The organism is Methylocystis sp. Uni0008 (genome assembly GCF_056838045.1).
This window is the reverse complement of the sequence record NZ_CM166370.1, coordinates 3,409,733-3,426,983: the sequence shown is the minus strand read 5'-3', so window position 1 is coordinate 3,426,983 and position 17,251 is coordinate 3,409,733. Positions and strand designations below refer to the sequence as shown.

The following is a 17,251-nucleotide window of genomic DNA, read 5'->3' as shown; positions in this document are numbered from 1 at the left end:
GGGTCAGGAAAGACAAATGGCAGAATTTGGTAGACTTCAGCGTTTGTGTGAGCTCGAGACGGGACAAAAGCCGCAGAGTCCGACCGATCCCACTTATTCCGCGTGGCTGAAAACCAAACGCCCTTTCACCCGTGACGAGATCGTCGGAGCCTACATGCTCAAATTGGGCGAGTTGTGCGGCGGCTATCTCGTTCGCTTCAACGCCGACGGCACCGTGACCGAGCGTTACATGTTCAGTCCGGAGAAGACTTGGACATGTCATTGGACGCTTGACGATGCCGGCGTCATCCATCTCTCATGTCCCGGCGAGAATGATCGCAAAGAGCCCGTCCGCTGCAATCTCGACATCGTCGCAAGTCCCGTGGGCCATATTCACGCCGGCTGCGAAAACACGGACGAGGCCGATAACCCCGTCATCGAGCATTTCAAAGTGTTCTTCCTCGGCTCCGCGGCGTCGCTTCCCGGAGCGATTGAGACGGAAGCTGCATGAGCCAGCGCGCGACCCATCCCACTGAACTGCAACGCACCGCCAATCGACTGCGGTTCGAAGTGACGCGGATGATCGCCGACGCGCGCAGCTGTCATGTGGGTTCGTGCCTCTCGGTCATGGATATTTTGGTCGCGCTCTACGGCGGCGTCATCAGAAGCTCGGATTCCGACGCGCGCGATCGAGTTATCCTCAGCAAGGGACATGCGGCGGCCGCGCTCTATGCCGTGCTCGCCGAATACGGCTATTTCCCTCCGGGCCGATTGAGGGAATATTTAAAGGATGGATCGCCGTTCATCGCGCACACGAACACATTCGGCGTTCCCGGGGTTGAGTTTTCGACAGGATCGCTCGGACATGGCCTCAGCGTGGCGAACGGCCTCGCCATGGCTGGCGGAATAAAAGGCCTATCCTATCGCGTCTTCACGGTCCTTTCGGAAGGGGACTGCCAGGAAGGCTCGACGTGGGAAGCGGCGATGTTCGCCGCGCATCACCGGCTTGCTTCGATGGTGTGCATCATCGACCACAACAAGATCCAGAACTACGGGCGCGTCGATGAAGTCCTCGGACTCGCGCCGCTGGACGCCAAATGGCGGGCCGCCGGTTGGGCGACCCGGACGATCGACGGTCACGACATGGCCGCGCTCGTCGAAACGCTGGCCTCAGCGCCCTTCGAGCCGGGGCGGCCAAGCGCTCTGATTGCGCACACGGTCAAAGGCAAGGGCGTGAGCTTCATGGAGGATCAGCTGAAATGGCACTATCAGACGCCGACGGCTGAGGAGGTCGAGGCGGCGCGCGTCGAGCTGATGTCATGAGGACGGCGTTCGTCGACGAACTGACGCGCCAGGCGCGCGCAAATCCGAACGTGATTCTGCTCACCGGAGACCTTGGCTACACCGTCTTCGAGTCCTTCCAGGCTGAGTTTCCCGGACGGTTCGTGAATTGCGGGGTTGCTGAGGCAAACATGCTCGGCGTCGCCGCGGGCCTGGCGCGCGAAGGCATGCGGCCCTTTGTCTACTCCTTTATTCCCTTCGCCATCTTTCGCGCGCTGGAACAAATCAGAATCGACATCTGCTACCACGATCTCCCGGTGACCATCGTCGGCCTGGGCGCCGGATACAGCTACGGCGACATGGGCGCGACGCATCACGCGCTGGAGGATATCGCCGTTACCCGCGCGCTGCCGGGAATGTGCGTGATCTGCCCGGGCGACCCATGGGAGGTTCGGCGCGCCGTCGACGCCCTGTCCTCGTATGACGGACCCGCCTATATGCGGTTGGCCAAGCGCGGCGAGCCCGCCGTCCACGAGGCCGCGGCAATTGGCGAATTTCAAATTGGCCGCGCAATTGTCCTGCAGGAGGGCGACGACGTTGCGCTTGTGGCGACGAGCAATATGCTGTCGACTGCAGTCGAAGCCGCACGAAAGCTCGAGTCGGCGCATGGAGTCCGACCCACCGTCGTCAGCATGCATACGGTTAAACCGCTCGACGATTCGTGCGTCAGACGGCTGAGCGAAACCTGCCAGGCGATCTTCACCCTCGAGGAGCATTCGATTCTCGGTGGTCTCGGCGGCGCAGTAAGCGAGGTTGTCGCAAACGCTCCGAACCGTTGCGTCGTCCACCGGATCGGAATTCCAGACCTGTTCGCGCACGTATCGGGATCGCAAGCGTTTTATCGGGAGCAATGCGGCTTAACGCCGGACGGCGTCGTCAAGAGAGTCCTCGAAGCCAAGGTCGACGAATGACACAGAAGGTTTTCATTACTGGCGGCGCCGGATTCATCGGTTCGCTGCTCGCGGTCACATTCATTCGCAGCGGCTACGATGTCGTCGCCTATGACGCTCTGCGCTCTTTCGTCCATCCACACGAGCGCGGCGCTTATCCGCGGCGCCTGGCGTATCGGCTGGAGCGCGTGCGCAATGCGGAAATGGAGAGCAACCACGGGACGCAGTTCAAGCTGATCGAAGGAAACATCTGCAATTCCGAGCACCTCACGCGGAGCATGCAGGAGGCCGAACCCGACATTGTGATTCACCTCGCGGCGATCTCGATCGCCGACGCCTCACAGCGGTATCTCGAGGATGCGCTCGCCATCAATCAGACCGGGACCACCAACGTGCTGAACGCCGCCCGTCACTGCGGCGTCCAGCGTTTCGTGTATGCGTCCTCAAGCATGACCTACGGCGATTTCGTCCATTTTCCCGCGGCGGAAGACCATCCAACTGTGCCGCTGGAAGTGTACGGAGCATCCAAACTGTGCGGCGAGATCTACGTGCGCACTTACCACGAAATGTTCGGACTGGAGTATGCGATCGTTCGCCCCTGCTCCGTCTACGGACCGAGCGATACAAATCAGCGCATTGTTCAACGCTTCATTGAGTGTGGCATGGAGGGGCGGGAGATCAGGCTTTTCGACGGCGGCGCACAGCTACTCGACTTTACCTGGGTGGAGGACACGGTCGAGGGATTTTATCTCGCCGCCACCCATCCCGCGGCGGCCAATGAGACATTCAATATAACGAGCGGCACAGCGCGCACTCTGCGCGAACTCGCCGAGATCGCCCGCATTCATTTCCCGGACCTGCAAGTGATCAACTGCGAGAGTCGAGATCCTGTCAGGCGCACCCGCCGAGGAGCGCTGGACGTCGATAAGGCGCGCCAGATGCTCGGTTACGAACCGCGTATGACGCTCGACGACGGCTTCGCGCGCTATGTGGCCTTCTGCCGCGAACACGAATATGCCGGCGTCTGACCGGCGCCGCATCCTGATCACCGGCGCCACGGGGTTCGTGGGAGCGAGCCTTATGCGAAGAATGGTCGAGTGTGGACACGAGGTTCATGCGCTCGTGCGACCGCACAATTCCGAACGCGATGCGCCTGCGCCCGCTTGGCGCATCGCCGAGATACTGAAGGAGATTCGCGTACATCTTGCAGATCTCCTGGATGCCGAGGCCGTTCGTCGGGCGGCGGCGCTGGCGCGGCCGCACGTCGTGCTGCATTTCGCCGCGCATTCAGCGCTTCATCATGAAACCGACGAGGGCGAGATTTTGCTGCACACAGTGCAGCCGCTCGTCAATCTCGCTTCGGCTTGTGCAGGCTGCGAGCTTTTCATCAATGCTGGAAGCTCGTCCGAATACGGCTACCAAACAGAGCCGATGAGCGAATCGTCGCCGCCCAATCCAACCCGCGTACATGACATCGCCAAGCTGACCCAAACGCTCTACGGATCATATGCCGCGCGCTTCAAGGGGTTGCCGCTCGTCACGTTGCGCCTTTTCTCCGTATACGGTCCATGGGAACATGAAAGGCGATTGATCCCTCGACTAATTTTGGCCGCGCTGAAAGGAAGACCGATGAACTTGTCGTCTCCCTCTGTGAGCCGCGACTTCATCTATGTTGGCGACGTGGTTCAGGCCGTAGAACACTGCCTGCAACGGCCTATCCCAGTCGACGAAACCATCTTCAATCTCGGCACAGGTGTTGAGCACAGCCTCGGCGAGGTCGCAAATATTCTGGAAGAGATTCATGGGCGTCCCCTCCTGCTGAATTGGGGCGCGGTCGAACGCCAGCGCTGGGACTCGCCGCGCTGGGTCGCGGACACGACACGGCAGACGACCAAACTCGGATTTGCCGCCAGCACCGACCTTCGCGAGGGACTAAGCAAGACCTATCGCTGGTTCGTCGAAAACGCACACCACTTTGAGGAATATGAGCAGCGCGCATAAATCCGGCGGCGAGCCTTTCCCGTCCGACGACGAGGACCACGCGCTCGCGGCCTGCGAAGCAGCCTTGCACTGGCTGACGCGCTATCGCGACTCGTGCGACGGCGTGTTCCCCGAGCGCATCTTCAACGCGCTGATCCGGCTTCGCCCATCCTGCTCGCCCGAAGTGATCGTTCACAAGTTCGTCGACGGAGAACCTTTTTTCTGGCTCACTCTACGCGCTGTCGATGACGCCGATCCGTTCAATGGCATGTGGCATTATACCGGTTCCGTGGATCGATGCGGCGATTACTTGATCGGCGGCATCCGCCGCGTGCTGAGCCGCGAGTTGGGCGGCGCCATGCTGGAAAGCTGCCGGCATGTGGCGTCGATCTATCCGATTCGCAGCAGAAGATCCGACATACTGAGTCTTCTTTTCTTATGCGCGCTCGCAGGTGAGCCGTCTTCAGCCGAGGAAGGCCGCTGGTTTTCGGCCCGGGAAGCAATGAGCCTGGTGCCGCTTCGCAAAGGACGGAGCGGCATCATTCCGTCGCATCTCTTCGGTCTGACGCTGTGCCTGCGCGCTCTTGGCTGGCCGAACGACTGCTCGCATGTCGAACCTTCGCCCACGGGAGCGTGGGTCAAGGGGGACGCCGGCTTTTGCCAGGAGGTCGTGCTGGCGGAGGCGATCGACGTGGAACTGATCAATTCCTTCGAGCGATCATGATTGGCGTCCCGCAACGCCGTAGATCCGCGCCGCTGATGAGCGAGGCGCGGGCGGCGCGTGTTGAGGACGCGTTAGAGCTCATGGACGAGCATGCGGGCCGCGTCAGGGCCATGGGCCTGTGCATGATCCTTCAGCAGCATCTGAACAAAGCCCAGTTTCTCCTTGACGGCAGGCGAAATGACGAAGGGATAGATGTCCGGTTGGCCCATCGATCGATTGATGTTGTTCAGCGCAAATGAAATGTCGAGCCAATTGTCGATCATCTCATTGATGTCAGGATAGCCATAGGGATCGAAGTCGACGCGAGCCGGAGTACCGTCCGTCCGGCGCACGACGAGGCCAGCGCTCCGGCCGGTTTCGAGCGCATCGACGATATGGAGATAATGAGCGAAGGTCTCCGCGAAATCTTCCCACGGGTGGCAGGAGGCGTATGCGCTGATGTGGTTCTGTCGCCAATCGGCCGGCGGTCCCTCTTCGTAATGTTTTTGCAGGGAATCTGAGTAGTCCGCCCGCTCGTCTCCAAAGAGCTCGCGATAAGGCCCGAGATGAGCGGAGTTCGGCACGATTCTGTCCCAGTAATAGTGACCGATTTCATGCCTGAAATGACCGAGCAAAGTGCGATAGGGCTCGCCCATTTCATCGCGCATTTTTTCTCTCACCGGATCGTCCGCCTCCTTCAAGGCGATCGTAATCAGGCCCGAGTCGTGGCCGGTCATAACGGGCTTTGGCGAGAGCTCTTCCGCGAGGAAATCGAAGACGAGCGGCTCGCCGTCATGCTCGGACGCGTTCGGCGCCGGCAGGTTCAATCTGATCAAACTGTAAAACAGCCGTCGTTTGGCGGTCTCAATTTTCTGCCATGCGGCGTGTCGCTTCTCGTCCGATAAATCCGGCACCGTTCGATTGTGCTGGCAGGCCACGCAATATTCAGAAGGACCTCCCTTCTCCACCATCCAATTGCATCCGTGCAGCTCCCAATTTTTGCAGAATCGATATTGACGGGTTCCGTCAGCGAGCGCCCGCCATCCGTCTCCAACGGGTTCGACGGCGGTCATGTGACTCTGCTCGGGCAGGTAGCCGAGCATGTGCCCGCAGCTTTCACATTTTGTATTTTCGAAAAGCACGCTCTGGCGACAAGCCTGGCATCGAAAGGCTTTCATCGGACATCTTCCCCTGACCTGCTCGCAGCCTTAACTGCGCGGCAGTCGTAATGTTCCTGGCTCTGATGCTACGATCCGAGCTGAGAAGCCGCCGCTCCTGGGCGCACGCGATCAGGCGCCGGGCCTTTGCGCAGGAAGCACTCAAGCGCTAGGCTTATTGCCGCATTTTCAGACAAAGCCGCGGGTTTCCCGCCCCGTCAGATTGACACTTGCCGGCCCGGTCCCGCTAAACTCAAAAGCTCCTTGGGCCTGTTCGCGAGAGTATCGCGCTGAAATGAAACGCTGATCCACGTGTCGATCCAGATCGCTCTCCATCATATCACCCATTACAAATATGATCGGCCGGTTGCGCTCGGTCCGCAGATCGTTCGCCTGCGTCCGGCTCCTCACTGCCGCACGAAAGTCTCGGGCTACTCGCTCAAGATCGCGCCCTCGGAATATTTCATAAACTGGCAGCAGGATCCCCACGGCAATTGGTTGGCGCGTCTGGTGTTCCCCGAGAAGGCGAACGAATTCAAAATTGAAGTCGATCTTCTCGCGGAGCTCGCCGTTTATAACCCCTTCGATTTCTTTATCGAGCCTTACGCGGAAGACTTCCCTTTCTCCTATCCGGAGGAACAGAAGATTGAACTCGCCGCCTATCTCGAGCCTGAAGAGGTCGGACCTCTGACCGAAGGCTTCGTGCAGGGTCTTCCCCGGGAAAAGACTCGGACCGTCGATTTTCTCGTCCAACTCAATGCTCGGCTACACCGCGATATCCGCTATGTCATTCGGATGGAGCCTGGCGTGCAGGCGCCTGAAGAGACTCTCGCGTTGGGGTCCGGCTCCTGTCGCGATTCTGCCTGGCTTCTCGTGCAGATCCTGCGCAAGCTCGGTCTCGCCGCGCGTTTCGTCTCGGGCTATCTCATCCAATTAAAAGCCGACGTCGACCCGATCGAAGGCCCGAAGGGAACCGATCACGACTTCACCGATCTACATGCCTGGACGGAGGTTTACCTGCCCGGCGCCGGTTGGGTCGGTCTTGATGCGACTTCCGGATTGTTCTGCGGCGAGGGTCATTTGCCGCTCTGCGGGGCGCCGCACTATCGTTCCGCCGCGCCATTGTCGGGGCTTGTAGAACCCGCGCAAGTCGAATTCGGTTTCGAAATGCGCGTCGACCGCATCAATGAAGCGCCGCGCATCACCGCGCCCTTCTCCGATGACGCATGGCGCCGCCTCGATGCGCTTGGCGAAAAAGTCGACGCTGATCTTGAAACGCAGGACGTGCGCCTCACAATGGGCGGCGAGCCGACGTTCGTCTCGATCGATGATTTCGAGTCGCCCGAGTGGAATACGGCGGCGACCGGCCCCAACAAGCGAGGGCGAGCTGACGATCTTATTCGCAGGCTGCGCGCGCGCTTTGCGCCTAACGGCTTCCTGCATTACGGCCAGGGCAAGTGGTACCCCGGCGAAAGCCTGCCGCGCTGGGCCTTTGGGCTTTACTGGCGCCGGGATGGCATGCCGATCTGGTCGCAGCCGCAGCTGATCGCCGATATCGACGCGCCGAAAGGCGCCACCACGGCCGACGCGGAAGTCTTTGTGCAGGATCTCGCAGAACGCCTCGGGGTCGGCGCCGAGCATGCGGTGCCCGCCTACGAGGATCCGGCGCACTGGATGGTCAAGGAGGGCGCCCTTCCAATCAACGTCGACCCTGCCGATCCAAAAATCGATGATGCGGAAGAGCGCTCGCGCATGATGCGGGTGTTCGAGCGCGGCCTGAGCAAACCCACGGGCTTCGTTCTGCCAATTCAGCGCTGGAACGCCCGCGCCGAGTCACAGGCGCGCTGGACCTCCGAGAAGTGGACGCTACGCCGCGGAAAACTGTTCCTGGCGCCCGGCGATTCTCCCATCGGACTGCGGCTTCCGGTGGCGTCTCTGCCGAAACTGGCCGAGGACGAATACCCCTACATCCATCCGCAGGACCCCTTCGCGCCGCGAGAGCCGTTGCCGGAGCCCGGCCATTTTCGCCGCATCCAGGGTGGCGGGCAGACTGCGGGCGGCCACGCGCGTCAGGACGTGCACGAACAGTCCATTGTCGAAGGCGCCGTGCGCACCGCTTTCACCATCGAGCCGCGCGACGGCCATCTGTGCGTCTTCATGCCGCCCGTCACCACGCTCGAAGATTATCTCGAACTGCTTGAGGCGGTCGAGGAGAGCGCTAAAGCCACGGGCCTGCCGCTCCATATCGAGGGCTACCCCCCGCCGGAAGATCCGCGCCTTGAACTGATCAAGGTGACGCCTGACCCCGGCGTCATCGAGGTCAATATCCACCCGGCGGCGAGATGGGAGCAGGCCGTCCAAACGACGACGGCGCTTTATCAGGAAGCGCGACAGGCGCGGTTGACGACCGCGAAATTCATGATCGACGGCCGGCAGATCGGTTCGGGCGGGGGCAATCACGTCGTGCTGGGTGGCGAAACCCCAGCCGACTCCCCTTTTCTGCGGCGCCCTGACCTGTTGAAGAGCCTCGTGCTCTATTGGCAGCGCCATCCTTCGCTGTCCTATCTGTTCTCGGGCCTGTTCATCGGTCCGACCAGCCAGTCGCCACGAGTCGACGAGGCGCGGCACGACTCGCTCTATGAACTGGAGATCGCCCTGGCTCAGGTGCCTTCTCCCGACGAAGGCTATGTGCCGCCATGGCTTGTCGATCGGCTGTTCCGCAATTTGCTGGTCGATGTGGCAGGCAACACCCATCGCGCGGAAATCTGCATCGACAAGCTCTATTCGCCCGACGGACCGACGGGTCGTCTCGGCCTCGTCGAATTCCGCGCGTTCGAAATGCCTCCCGACGCCCGCATGAGTATGGCGCAGCAGCTGTTGCTTCGCGCGCTTGTCGCCTGGTTCTGGCGGGAGCCGCAGCACGGCGATCTGGTGCGCTGGGGAACGGCGCTGCACGACAAATTCATGCTGCCGCACTTCGTCTGGCAGGACTTCCTCGGCGTTCTCGACGATTTGCGCCGGGCTGGCTACGCCTTCGAGCCGGAATGGTTCGAGGCGCAGCGCGAGTTCCGCTTCCCGCTCGCCGGAACCGTCGAGCGCGGCGGCGTTCATCTGGAAATTCGCGGCGCGCTCGAACCCTGGCATGTGATGGGCGAAGAAGGCGCGAACGGCGGCACGGTGCGTTATGTCGATTCATCGCTCGAACGCCTGCAGGTCAAGGCGAAGGGGCTCGTTGCGGGCCGGCACGTCATCGCCTGCAATGGACGCCGCGTGCCGATGACGAGCATTGGCGTGCCTGGAGAGGCGGTGGCGGGCGTGCGCTTCAAGGCCTGGCAGCCGCCCTCCGGCCTACATCCGACGCTGCCGGTCCATGCGCCGCTGACCTTTGACGTTATCGACTGCTGGAGCAGGCGTTCGCTGGGCGGTTGCGTCTATCACGCAACGCACCCCGGCGGTCGCAATTACGACTCCTTCCCCGTCAACAGTAACGAGGCCGAAGCGCGGCGATTGGCGCGATTTCAGGATCACGGCCATACGCCTGGGCCTGTCGATCCGCCGCGCGAGGAGCCGAGCCCCGAGTTTCCGCTGACGCTCGACCTTCGGAGGAGCATTGTCCGCTGAGCGCCCGATTGAAGCGAACGAGACGTCACGGCGCGTTGCTGCCTGGATCGCCGATTATGCGCCGACAGGCGATGCGCCGGATGAGCTTTTCGATGCCGATGGGCGTCTGCGCGCGCACTGGCGTCGATTCCTCGAATCGTTCGCGGCGTTCGGCGACGCTGGTCTCGAACAGCGCTTTGCGGCTGCCGGCCGCCGCATCGACGACATGGGCGTTTCTTACCGGGTGCATGGCGAAGCCAAGGAGCGCAGTTGGCCGCTAGGACGTTTGCCGCTCCTGATTCCGGAGTCCGAATGGCGCGACATCGCGGCCGGCGTCGAACAGCGCGCTGAACTTCTCGACCAAATCCTGCACGACATTTATGGCGATGCGCGCCTTGTCGCTGATGGCGCGCTACCGGCGGCAGCCGTCGCCGGGTCTCCAGACTTCATTCGAGCGATGTGCGGGGTCTCGCCTCCCGGCGGACGTTGGCTTCGCTTTTACGCGGCCGACCTCGGGCGAGGTCCGGACGGCAATTGGCGGGTGCTCGGCGATCGCGCGCAGGCCCCGTCGGGCGCCGGCTACGCGTTGGAAAATCGGCTCGTGTTGTCACGCGCGCTGCCAAGTCTTTATCGAGACATGAACGTAGAGCGTCTGGCGCCGTTCTTTCGAGAATTCCGCGCGAGCATTTCCCACGTCGCGCAACGCGTCGATCCGCGCATCTGTCTGCTGACCCCCGGCCCCTGGAGCGACACCTATTCCGAACAGGTTCACCTCGCCCGCTATCTCGGCTTCACGCTGGTCGAAGGCGAAGATCTCGTCGTCAGCCACGGCAAGCTGCATGTGCGCACGATCGCGGGACTGAAGCGCGCCGATGTCATCTGGCGTCGCGTCGACGCCGACTGGTGCGACCCGCTGGAGCAGAACGCCGCGTCGCGGCTTGGCGTCGCCGGCATGTTCGACGCCATCCGCCGCGGCGCCGTCGTCGTCGCCAACATGCCTGGCGCGGGGTTTATCGAGTCCCGCGCACTGATGGGCTTCATGCCGGAACTTTCGAAGCGCGTGCTCGGCCAGAGCCTCAAACTTTCCAATGTCGGCACGTGGTGGTGCGGACGGGAAAGCGAACGCGATCGGGTGGTCGGGACGCTGAGCGAATGCGCGATCAGCGGAGCGTTCAGCGACAAACTCCCCGGATTTGGCGAACGCCGCGAGGCGCTTGGCCAGACGCTCACGCGGGACGAACGCGCACGGCTGATCGAGGCAATTAATCAACGAGGCGTCGACTACGTCGCTCAGGAGCCAGCCAAGCTCTCGACGACCCCCGCCTGGACTGACGGCCGCTTGGCACCGAGACCCTTCGTGCTGCGCGTTTTCGCCGCCGCGACCGCAGACGGATGGACCGTAATGCCTGGCGGATTCTGCAGAGTCTCCAACCGACTCAATGTGCGCGCCGTGTCGATGGACGCCAATGCCCAATCGAGCGACGTCTGGGTGTTGACGAGCCGTCCGATCGAATGGTCGACGCTTTTGCCCTCCGACGAAAACCCGCCGATCGTGCGAACGCTCGGCAATCTGCCGAGCCGCGCCGCGGACAATCTCTTCTGGATGGGCCGCTATCTCGAGCGCGCCGAAGCGACACTGCGCGTCGTTCGCTCGCTGGAGGCCCGCTTGGGCGAACTCCAGCACATCGATCTTGACGGGCGCCAGTCGATCGAACGGCTTGCGCGACTGCTGATCGCCTGGGGCGCCACGCCGGAAGACGCGCCGGACATGAGCGCGATGCAGATCGCGTGGGCGGCAGCGGCCAGCGCCGAAAATTACGGTTCGGCGCTGTCGGTGGTGCGCTATGCGAGACGTGCGGCGTCGATCGTGCGCGAACGACTGTCACAGGATGTCTGGCAACTTATCGGACGCATCGAGGCGCGTCTGACGCGCGCCGGCGCGCGCGCCATCACTGAGCCCGAAGCTCTCGAATTGACGGAGCGCTCTCTTCATACGCTTGCCGCCCTGTCCGGGCTGATCGACGAAAATTTCAATCGCGTCGCAGGCTGGAGCTTCATTGATCTCGGCCGAAGGATCGAGCGCGCCATCGGGACCTGCCGCTTCGCCCGACAGCTCGCTGACGACGACGCGACCGTCGAGACGCTTGAAGCCTTGCTCGAACTCCTCGATTCGCAGATCACCTATCGCTCCCGCTATATCGCGGGAGCCGCCCTGGCGCCCGCGCTGGACATTGCCATGCTTGATCCGTTCAATCCGAGATCCGTGCTCTTTCAGGCAATGCGCATTGACGAACACCTCGCGGCGCTGCCTCCTTTACGCAACGATGGAGTCATGGAGGCGCCGCGGCGGCTTTCCGTCAGGCTGCGCGCCGAGCTCGAGTCGGAGGACGCGCGCCGTCTGGACGCTTCCCTCATTCTGGCGTTTGAGCAGCGCTTGATGCTGCTCGCAGACAAGATTGCGGAGCACTATTTCTTGCACGGCGCCGATGGCGCAGCAGACTCGCAGCCGTCGCGGATCGCGTGATCTACGATATCGCCCACCGCACGACCTACAAGTATGACGCGCCTGTCGCTTCGGCGCGCTGCGCCATGCGCCTGATCCCGCGCGATGATCGCGGCCAAAGCGTGCTGTCCAAACAGATCGAGCTGTCGCCACCGGCGGAAATTCTCAGTGAAAGGATTGACTTTCACGGCAACCGAGTTTGCGAAGCGCGGATCTTCAAGCCGCACACAAAGCTGCAGATCGCCCTTGCGGCGCGCGTCGAAGTGGAGCGGGCGCCGCCTCCTGCGCCGGCGCTGACGCCGGCTTGGGAAATCGTGAGGAGCGCAGCCTATGCCTCGAGTTCGCTCGGCGCCTCCTCTCCGGCGCATTATATTTACGCGAGCCGTCTCGCGCCGATGGTCGACGCCGCGACGGATTATGCGCGAGAGAGCTTCTCGCCGGGGCGGCCAATTCTCGAAGGCGCCATGGAGCTGACGCAGCGCATCCACGCCGACTTCGCCTATGATCCGGATGCGACGCATGTCGCGACGCCGATCGCGCAAGCCTTCGAACGCCGCCGCGGAGTCTGCCAGGATTTCGCGCATATCATGATCGCGGCGCTACGTGGTCTCGGTCTGGCGGCTTGCTATGTCAGCGGCTACCTTCGCACCTACGCCGCTCCGGGACAGGCGCGGCTGGAAGGCGCCGATTCAACCCATGCGTGGGCGTCCGTTTGGTGCGGTCCGGAATTTGGCTTCCTGGACCTTGACCCAACGAACGCCATGGCGGTGGGAAATGATCACATCGCCATCGCAATCGGACGCGACTATGCGGATGTTTCGCCGATCGACGGCGTGATTCTCGGCGCCGGCAAGCAGGATTTGGATGTCAGCGTCGACGTCAAGGAAGCGGCGATTTAGGCGCCTTCTTCACACAAGCGCCGCTGGCTTTGCCGCCATACTTTGCGTGCGAATCCAGTCGTAGAGCGTCTGCATGCCCGCGCCGGTCTTGGCGGAGACTTCGACGATCTCAACATCTGGATTGACGCGGAGAACGTTCTCCCGCGCCTGCTCCATGGAGAAATCCAAATGCGGCAGAAGATCGGTCTTGTTGAAGATGACGAGCTTCGCCGCGCTGAACATATGCGGATATTTGAGCGGCTTGTCTTCGCCTTCGGTCGTCGAAAAGATGACTACCTTGGCGTGCTCGCCAAGATCAAAGAGCGCCGGACAGACGAGATTGCCGACGTTCTCGATGAAGACGAGCGAACCCACGCTCGGCTTGAGTTCCGAAAGACCGCGCGCGATCATCTCGGCGTCGAGATGGCAACCCGTTCCGGTATTGACCTGCACCACCGGCGCGCCCGCCGCGCGAATGCGCTCGCCGTCGTTCGCTGTCGCCTGGTCGCCCTCGATGACGAACAGCGGCAGCTCGCCCGAAAGATCCGCGATGGCGCGCTCAAGCAGCGTCGTCTTCCCGGCGCCGGGCGAACTGACGAGATTGAGCGCGACGATCTCTCGACCTGAGAACCAGGCCCGGCATTTGGCGGCGATCGCGTCATTCTTCGCGAGAATCCGCGTTTCCAGTTCGAGGCGCCGGTGGGAATCCTCGTGAGCGTGATCGTGATCGCCGTGATCGTGCGCATGCGCGTGGCCGTGCTCGCGCCCGTGATGATGATCGTGTTCATCGTGATGATGTTCATCATGCGCGTGATGATGCTCACCATGAACATGATCGTGTCCATGGTCCCCGTCCGCGCCATGCGAATGGCCGTGGTCGTGACGATGTTCAGGCCGCGCCGCGATTTCCGTGCTCGCGCCGGTATGCAGATTTATCATCGTGGTCCCCTGCCCTTGGCAGCCGCAGCTCGTGCACATTATGCAGCCTCTTCGACTTCGATGCTTTTGATGTTCAGCTCTTCACCGCGCAGGCGCTGGAAGTGCAGAGAGCCGCACGGGCACGCCGAGAGCATGTCGGGCGTTGAAAATTCCGTCCCGCAAACATCGCAGCGCGCCTCGGCGTCGACGTGCCGAATGTCCAACTTCGCGTTTTCGAGCGGCGTGCCGCGGGCGACTTCTGGAAAGCAGAAAGCGACGGCTTCCGGTTCGACGCCCGACAATTTGCCGATCTCGATCGTCACGCGGCGCACGCTGCGGCCTTGCGCGGCTTCTGACGCCAATTCCACGATGCTGCAAACGATCGAGAGCTCGTGCACGTCGGCTCCCTTTAGCAGATGCGCGGCAGCTGCTCGCCGACCAGCATGTCGACGATACGGCGGCCCCCGAAAATCGTGCGCATCGTAACGCGACCCGGTTCGCCCGCGACGACAGCGCCGATGGTCGCCGCTTGCCGTCCGAGCGGATGCGCCCGCATGGCTTCGACGGCCTGCTCGGCCTCATCGGGCGGCGTAATCGCGACGATCTTGCCTTCATTGGCGAGATAGAGCGGATCGAGGCCGAGAATTTCACAGAAACCGCGCACCTCGTCTCGCAGCGGCGTGGCCGTCTCGTCGATCTCGATGGCGACCTGGGCGGCTTCGGCGATTTCATTGAGCACGGTCGCGATTCCGCCCCGCGTCGGATCGCGAATGAACCGCGTGTTCGGCGCCGCCTCGAGCAGGCTGGCGACAAGACCCTGGAGCGGCGCACAGTCGCTTTCGATGGCCGATTGCAGCGCCATGTCGCCGCGAGCGCCAAGAATAGCGGCGCCATGATCGCCGAGGAGCCCGTTGACGAGCACCACGTCGCCCAATCTCGCGCGATGCGCGCCAAGCTCTACGCCGGCCGCGACGACGCCAACGCCTGTGGTGGTGATGAACATCCGATCGCAGGCGCCCTTGTTCACAACCTTGGTGTCGCCAGTGACGATCTTCACCCCCGCCTCCTGAGCCGTCGCCGCCATGGACCGCGCAATCTGCCGAAGCAGGTCGATGGAGACGCCCTCTTCGACGATCACCGCGCAGGAGAGATAGAGCGGAAGCGCGCCGCCAACGGCGAGGTCATTGACGGTGCCGCAGACGGCGAGCTTGCCGATGTCGCCGCCGGGGAACACCAGAGGGTCGATGACAAAAGAATCAGTGGTGAAGGCCAAGCGGTCGCCATATTGCGTGAGGTCCAAAAGATCGATCCGCGCCTGATCGTCGAGCGGCGCGAGCAGCGGATTGTCGAAGGCTTCGACGAATACGTCATCGATCAAGTCCTTCATCGCCTTGCCGCCGCCGCCATGCGCCAGCGTGACGGTCGGCACATGCACTTTGCCGCGCGAACGTCGTGACGTGAAGGGGATCATATTCATGCCGCGCTCGCCTCCGCCTCGTCGCCTCCGTGCTTCACGCCGCCATACTGATAGTATGCGGCGCATGCGCCCTCGGAAGACACCATCAGCGCGCCAAGAGGCGTCTCCGGCGTGCAGGCGCGACCGAAGACCTTGCATTGCCAAGGCTTGATGACGCCCTTGAGGACTTCCCCGCACTGACATGCTTTTGGATCGGCAATGCGCGCGTTCGGCACCGCGTATTTGCGCTCCGCGTCGAAACTCGCATAGACGTCGCGAACCTTGACGCCGGAGTGATCGATGGACCCAAGCCCGCGCCATTCGAAGAATTCGCGCAGCTCATACACCTGTGCAACCGCCTTCAGCGCGACTGAGTTGCCTCCTGAAGGCGCGACCCGCGCATATTGATTTTCAATCTCGCAGCGTCCCTCGTCGATCTGCTTGAGCAGCATCCAGATCGACTGGAGGATGTCGAGAGGCTCGAATCCCGCGATCACCATCGGCTTCTTGTAATAGCGCGCAATGAACTCATAGGGCGCGTCGCCGATCACCATGGAGACATGGCCTGGTCCCAGAAATCCGTCGAGCCTCAGGTCCGGACTGTCGAGAATCGCCTTGATCGTCGGAACGATGGTGATGTGATTGCAGAAGATCGAAAAATTCTTGATTCCTTCGCGCTCAGCCTGCAGCACGGTCAGCGCCGTCGACGGCATGGTCGTCTCGAAGCCGATGCCGAAGAACACCACCTCTCTTCCGGGGTTCTGACGCGCGATAGTCAGCGCGTCCATCGGCGAATAGACCATGCGCACGTCGCAGCCGTCTGCCTTCGCCTGCAACAGGCTCTTGCGCGAACCCGGCACGCGCATGGCGTCGCCGAAGGTAGTGAAGATGACCTCGGGGCGCTCGGCGATGGCGACGCAGTCGTCGACGCGCCCCATTGGCAGCACGCAGACTGGGCACCCCGGTCCGTGCACAAGCTCGATGGACTTTGGCAGCATGCCTTCGACGCCATAGCGAAAGATGGAATGCGTGTGCCCCCCGCACACTTCCATGATCTGCAGCGGCCGACTTTGGTCGCGTCCGATTCGAGCGAGCAGCCGCTCGATCTCCTTGACCAGAATGTCGGCCTTCGCTCGATCCCGAAATTCGTCGACGAATTTCATGCAGCGACATCCTTGCTTAGGGCGGAACCGCGATGGTCGGCGAGCAGCGTGTGAACCAGGTCCCAGAGGATGTGATAGGCGGCGACGTGACATTCCTGGATTCGATGCACCGACGTCGTCGGCACGACAAGGCAATGATCGCAGACCGTCGCCATCTTGCCGCCATCCCCGCCAGAGAAGCCAATGGCGGTCAGGCCCATCTCCTTCGCCTTGGCGAAGGCGGCGACCACATTTGCCGAATTGCCGCTCGTTGAAAGACCGACGAGACCGTCTCCCTTGCGAGCGTAGGCAATCAGCTGACGCACAAAGATATGCTCGAAGCCGACGTCATTGGCGACCGCGGAAGTCATGGCGACATCCGCGGTGAGATTGATCGCCGTGAGCGCCGGCCGGCCGGCGGTGATCGGATGAAGAAATTCCACGGCGACATGGGAGGCGTCGCAACTCGAGCCGCCGTTGCCCATGGTGAACAGCCTGCCCCCGCCGCGGTAGACGGCGGCGAGCGCCCTGGCAGCTTCGAGCAGCGCTGCAGCCTGCCCGGCAAAAAACTTCGAACTGGCGTCGCGCGACTCACGCGCCTTTTCGTCGATCGACTGCAGCAGAGCCGCGTCGACGGCGGCGGGATCCTGCTCTCCGCCGTGGAGGAACGGATAGAGAATTTCCAATTCGCTCTTACCCGTCAT

At 62.3% G+C, this 17,251-nt stretch carries 15 protein-coding genes; 9 read left to right on the top strand and 6 right to left on the bottom strand.

All coding sequences use genetic code 11. The features are described 5' to 3' along the window. The first annotated feature begins 16 nt into the window (after positions 1-16). The 6 genes from AC0X69_RS17065 (at position 17) to AC0X69_RS17040 (ending at position 4,914) form a co-directional block, all read left to right on the top strand. Positions 17-490, top strand: a complete 474-nt coding sequence (locus AC0X69_RS17065; RefSeq protein WP_482609108.1) for a hypothetical protein — start codon at positions 17-19, stop codon at positions 488-490. Then, on the top strand, positions 487-1,302 hold the full coding sequence (locus AC0X69_RS17060; RefSeq protein ID WP_482609106.1) for a transketolase: 816 nt from the start codon (positions 487-489) through the stop codon (positions 1,300-1,302). The genes AC0X69_RS17065 and AC0X69_RS17060 overlap by 4 nt, the downstream gene beginning before the upstream one ends. Beyond that, the gene (locus AC0X69_RS17055) at positions 1,299-2,231 is read left to right on the top strand and encodes a transketolase family protein (protein WP_482609104.1); all 933 of its coding nucleotides are present in this window, start codon (positions 1,299-1,301) and stop codon (positions 2,229-2,231) included. The genes AC0X69_RS17060 and AC0X69_RS17055 overlap by 4 nt, the downstream gene beginning before the upstream one ends. Then, complete coding sequence (locus AC0X69_RS17050) at positions 2,228-3,238, top strand: NAD-dependent epimerase/dehydratase family protein (protein ID WP_482609102.1); 1,011 nt, start codon at positions 2,228-2,230, stop codon at positions 3,236-3,238. The genes AC0X69_RS17055 and AC0X69_RS17050 overlap by 4 nt, the downstream gene beginning before the upstream one ends. Beyond that, on the top strand, positions 3,198-4,211 hold the full coding sequence (locus AC0X69_RS17045) for an NAD-dependent epimerase/dehydratase family protein (protein ID WP_482609100.1): 1,014 nt from the start codon (positions 3,198-3,200) through the stop codon (positions 4,209-4,211). Before AC0X69_RS17050 ends, AC0X69_RS17045 begins: the two co-directional genes overlap by 41 nt. Before the next feature lie 64 nt (positions 4,212-4,275). Further along, entirely contained in the window at positions 4,276-4,914 is a 639-nt protein-coding gene (locus AC0X69_RS17040) for a hypothetical protein (protein ID WP_482609098.1), read from the top strand. A 71-nt stretch (positions 4,915-4,985) separates the two neighbouring features. Here the strand turns inward: AC0X69_RS17040 and AC0X69_RS17035 are convergent, their stop codons facing one another. Then, complete coding sequence (locus AC0X69_RS17035; protein WP_482609096.1) at positions 4,986-6,071, bottom strand: zinc-binding metallopeptidase family protein; 1,086 nt, start codon at positions 6,069-6,071, stop codon at positions 4,986-4,988. 291 nt (positions 6,072-6,362) lie between these two features. Between AC0X69_RS17035 and AC0X69_RS17030 the strand changes: the two genes are divergently transcribed. From AC0X69_RS17030 to AC0X69_RS17020, 3 genes are read left to right on the top strand one after another with little or no spacing between them, the layout of a single operon-like run. Beyond that, on the top strand, positions 6,363-9,671 hold the full coding sequence (locus AC0X69_RS17030) for a transglutaminase family protein (RefSeq protein ID WP_482609094.1): 3,309 nt from the start codon (positions 6,363-6,365) through the stop codon (positions 9,669-9,671). Then, a complete protein-coding gene (locus tag AC0X69_RS17025) occupies positions 9,661-12,174 on the top strand; it encodes a circularly permuted type 2 ATP-grasp protein (RefSeq protein WP_482609092.1) in 2,514 nt (837 codons plus the stop codon). The genes AC0X69_RS17030 and AC0X69_RS17025 overlap by 11 nt, the downstream gene beginning before the upstream one ends. Then, complete coding sequence (locus AC0X69_RS17020) at positions 12,171-13,052, top strand: transglutaminase family protein (RefSeq protein ID WP_482609090.1); 882 nt, start codon at positions 12,171-12,173, stop codon at positions 13,050-13,052. Before AC0X69_RS17025 ends, AC0X69_RS17020 begins: the two co-directional genes overlap by 4 nt. Positions 13,053-13,061: 9 nt before the next feature. Here the strand turns inward: AC0X69_RS17020 and hypB are convergent, their stop codons facing one another. Genes hypB through AC0X69_RS16995 form a run of 5 tightly spaced genes read right to left on the bottom strand, consistent with a single transcriptional unit; the run spans position 13,062 to position 17,251 of the window. Next, positions 13,062-14,009, bottom strand: coding sequence for a hydrogenase nickel incorporation protein HypB (gene hypB / locus AC0X69_RS17015; RefSeq protein ID WP_482609088.1), 948 nt, complete (start codon positions 14,007-14,009; stop codon positions 13,062-13,064). Beyond that, positions 14,009-14,347 carry a hydrogenase maturation nickel metallochaperone HypA gene (gene hypA / locus AC0X69_RS17010; RefSeq protein ID WP_482609086.1) on the bottom strand — a complete coding sequence of 113 codons (339 nt, stop codon included), beginning with the start codon at positions 14,345-14,347 and terminating at the stop codon, positions 14,009-14,011. The genes hypB and hypA overlap by 1 nt, the downstream gene beginning before the upstream one ends. Positions 14,348-14,358: 11 nt before the next feature. Then, the gene (hypE, locus tag AC0X69_RS17005) at positions 14,359-15,426 is read right to left on the bottom strand and encodes a hydrogenase expression/formation protein HypE (protein WP_482609084.1); all 1,068 of its coding nucleotides are present in this window, start codon (positions 15,424-15,426) and stop codon (positions 14,359-14,361) included. Further along, positions 15,423-16,568: a hydrogenase formation protein HypD gene (gene hypD, locus AC0X69_RS17000; protein WP_482609082.1), complete on the bottom strand. Its 1,146-nt coding sequence runs from the start codon at positions 16,566-16,568 to the stop codon at positions 15,423-15,425. Before hypD ends, hypE begins: the two co-directional genes overlap by 4 nt. Further along, positions 16,565-17,251 carry a D-sedoheptulose-7-phosphate isomerase gene (locus tag AC0X69_RS16995; RefSeq protein WP_482609080.1) on the bottom strand — a complete coding sequence of 229 codons (687 nt, stop codon included), beginning with the start codon at positions 17,249-17,251 and terminating at the stop codon, positions 16,565-16,567. Before AC0X69_RS16995 ends, hypD begins: the two co-directional genes overlap by 4 nt.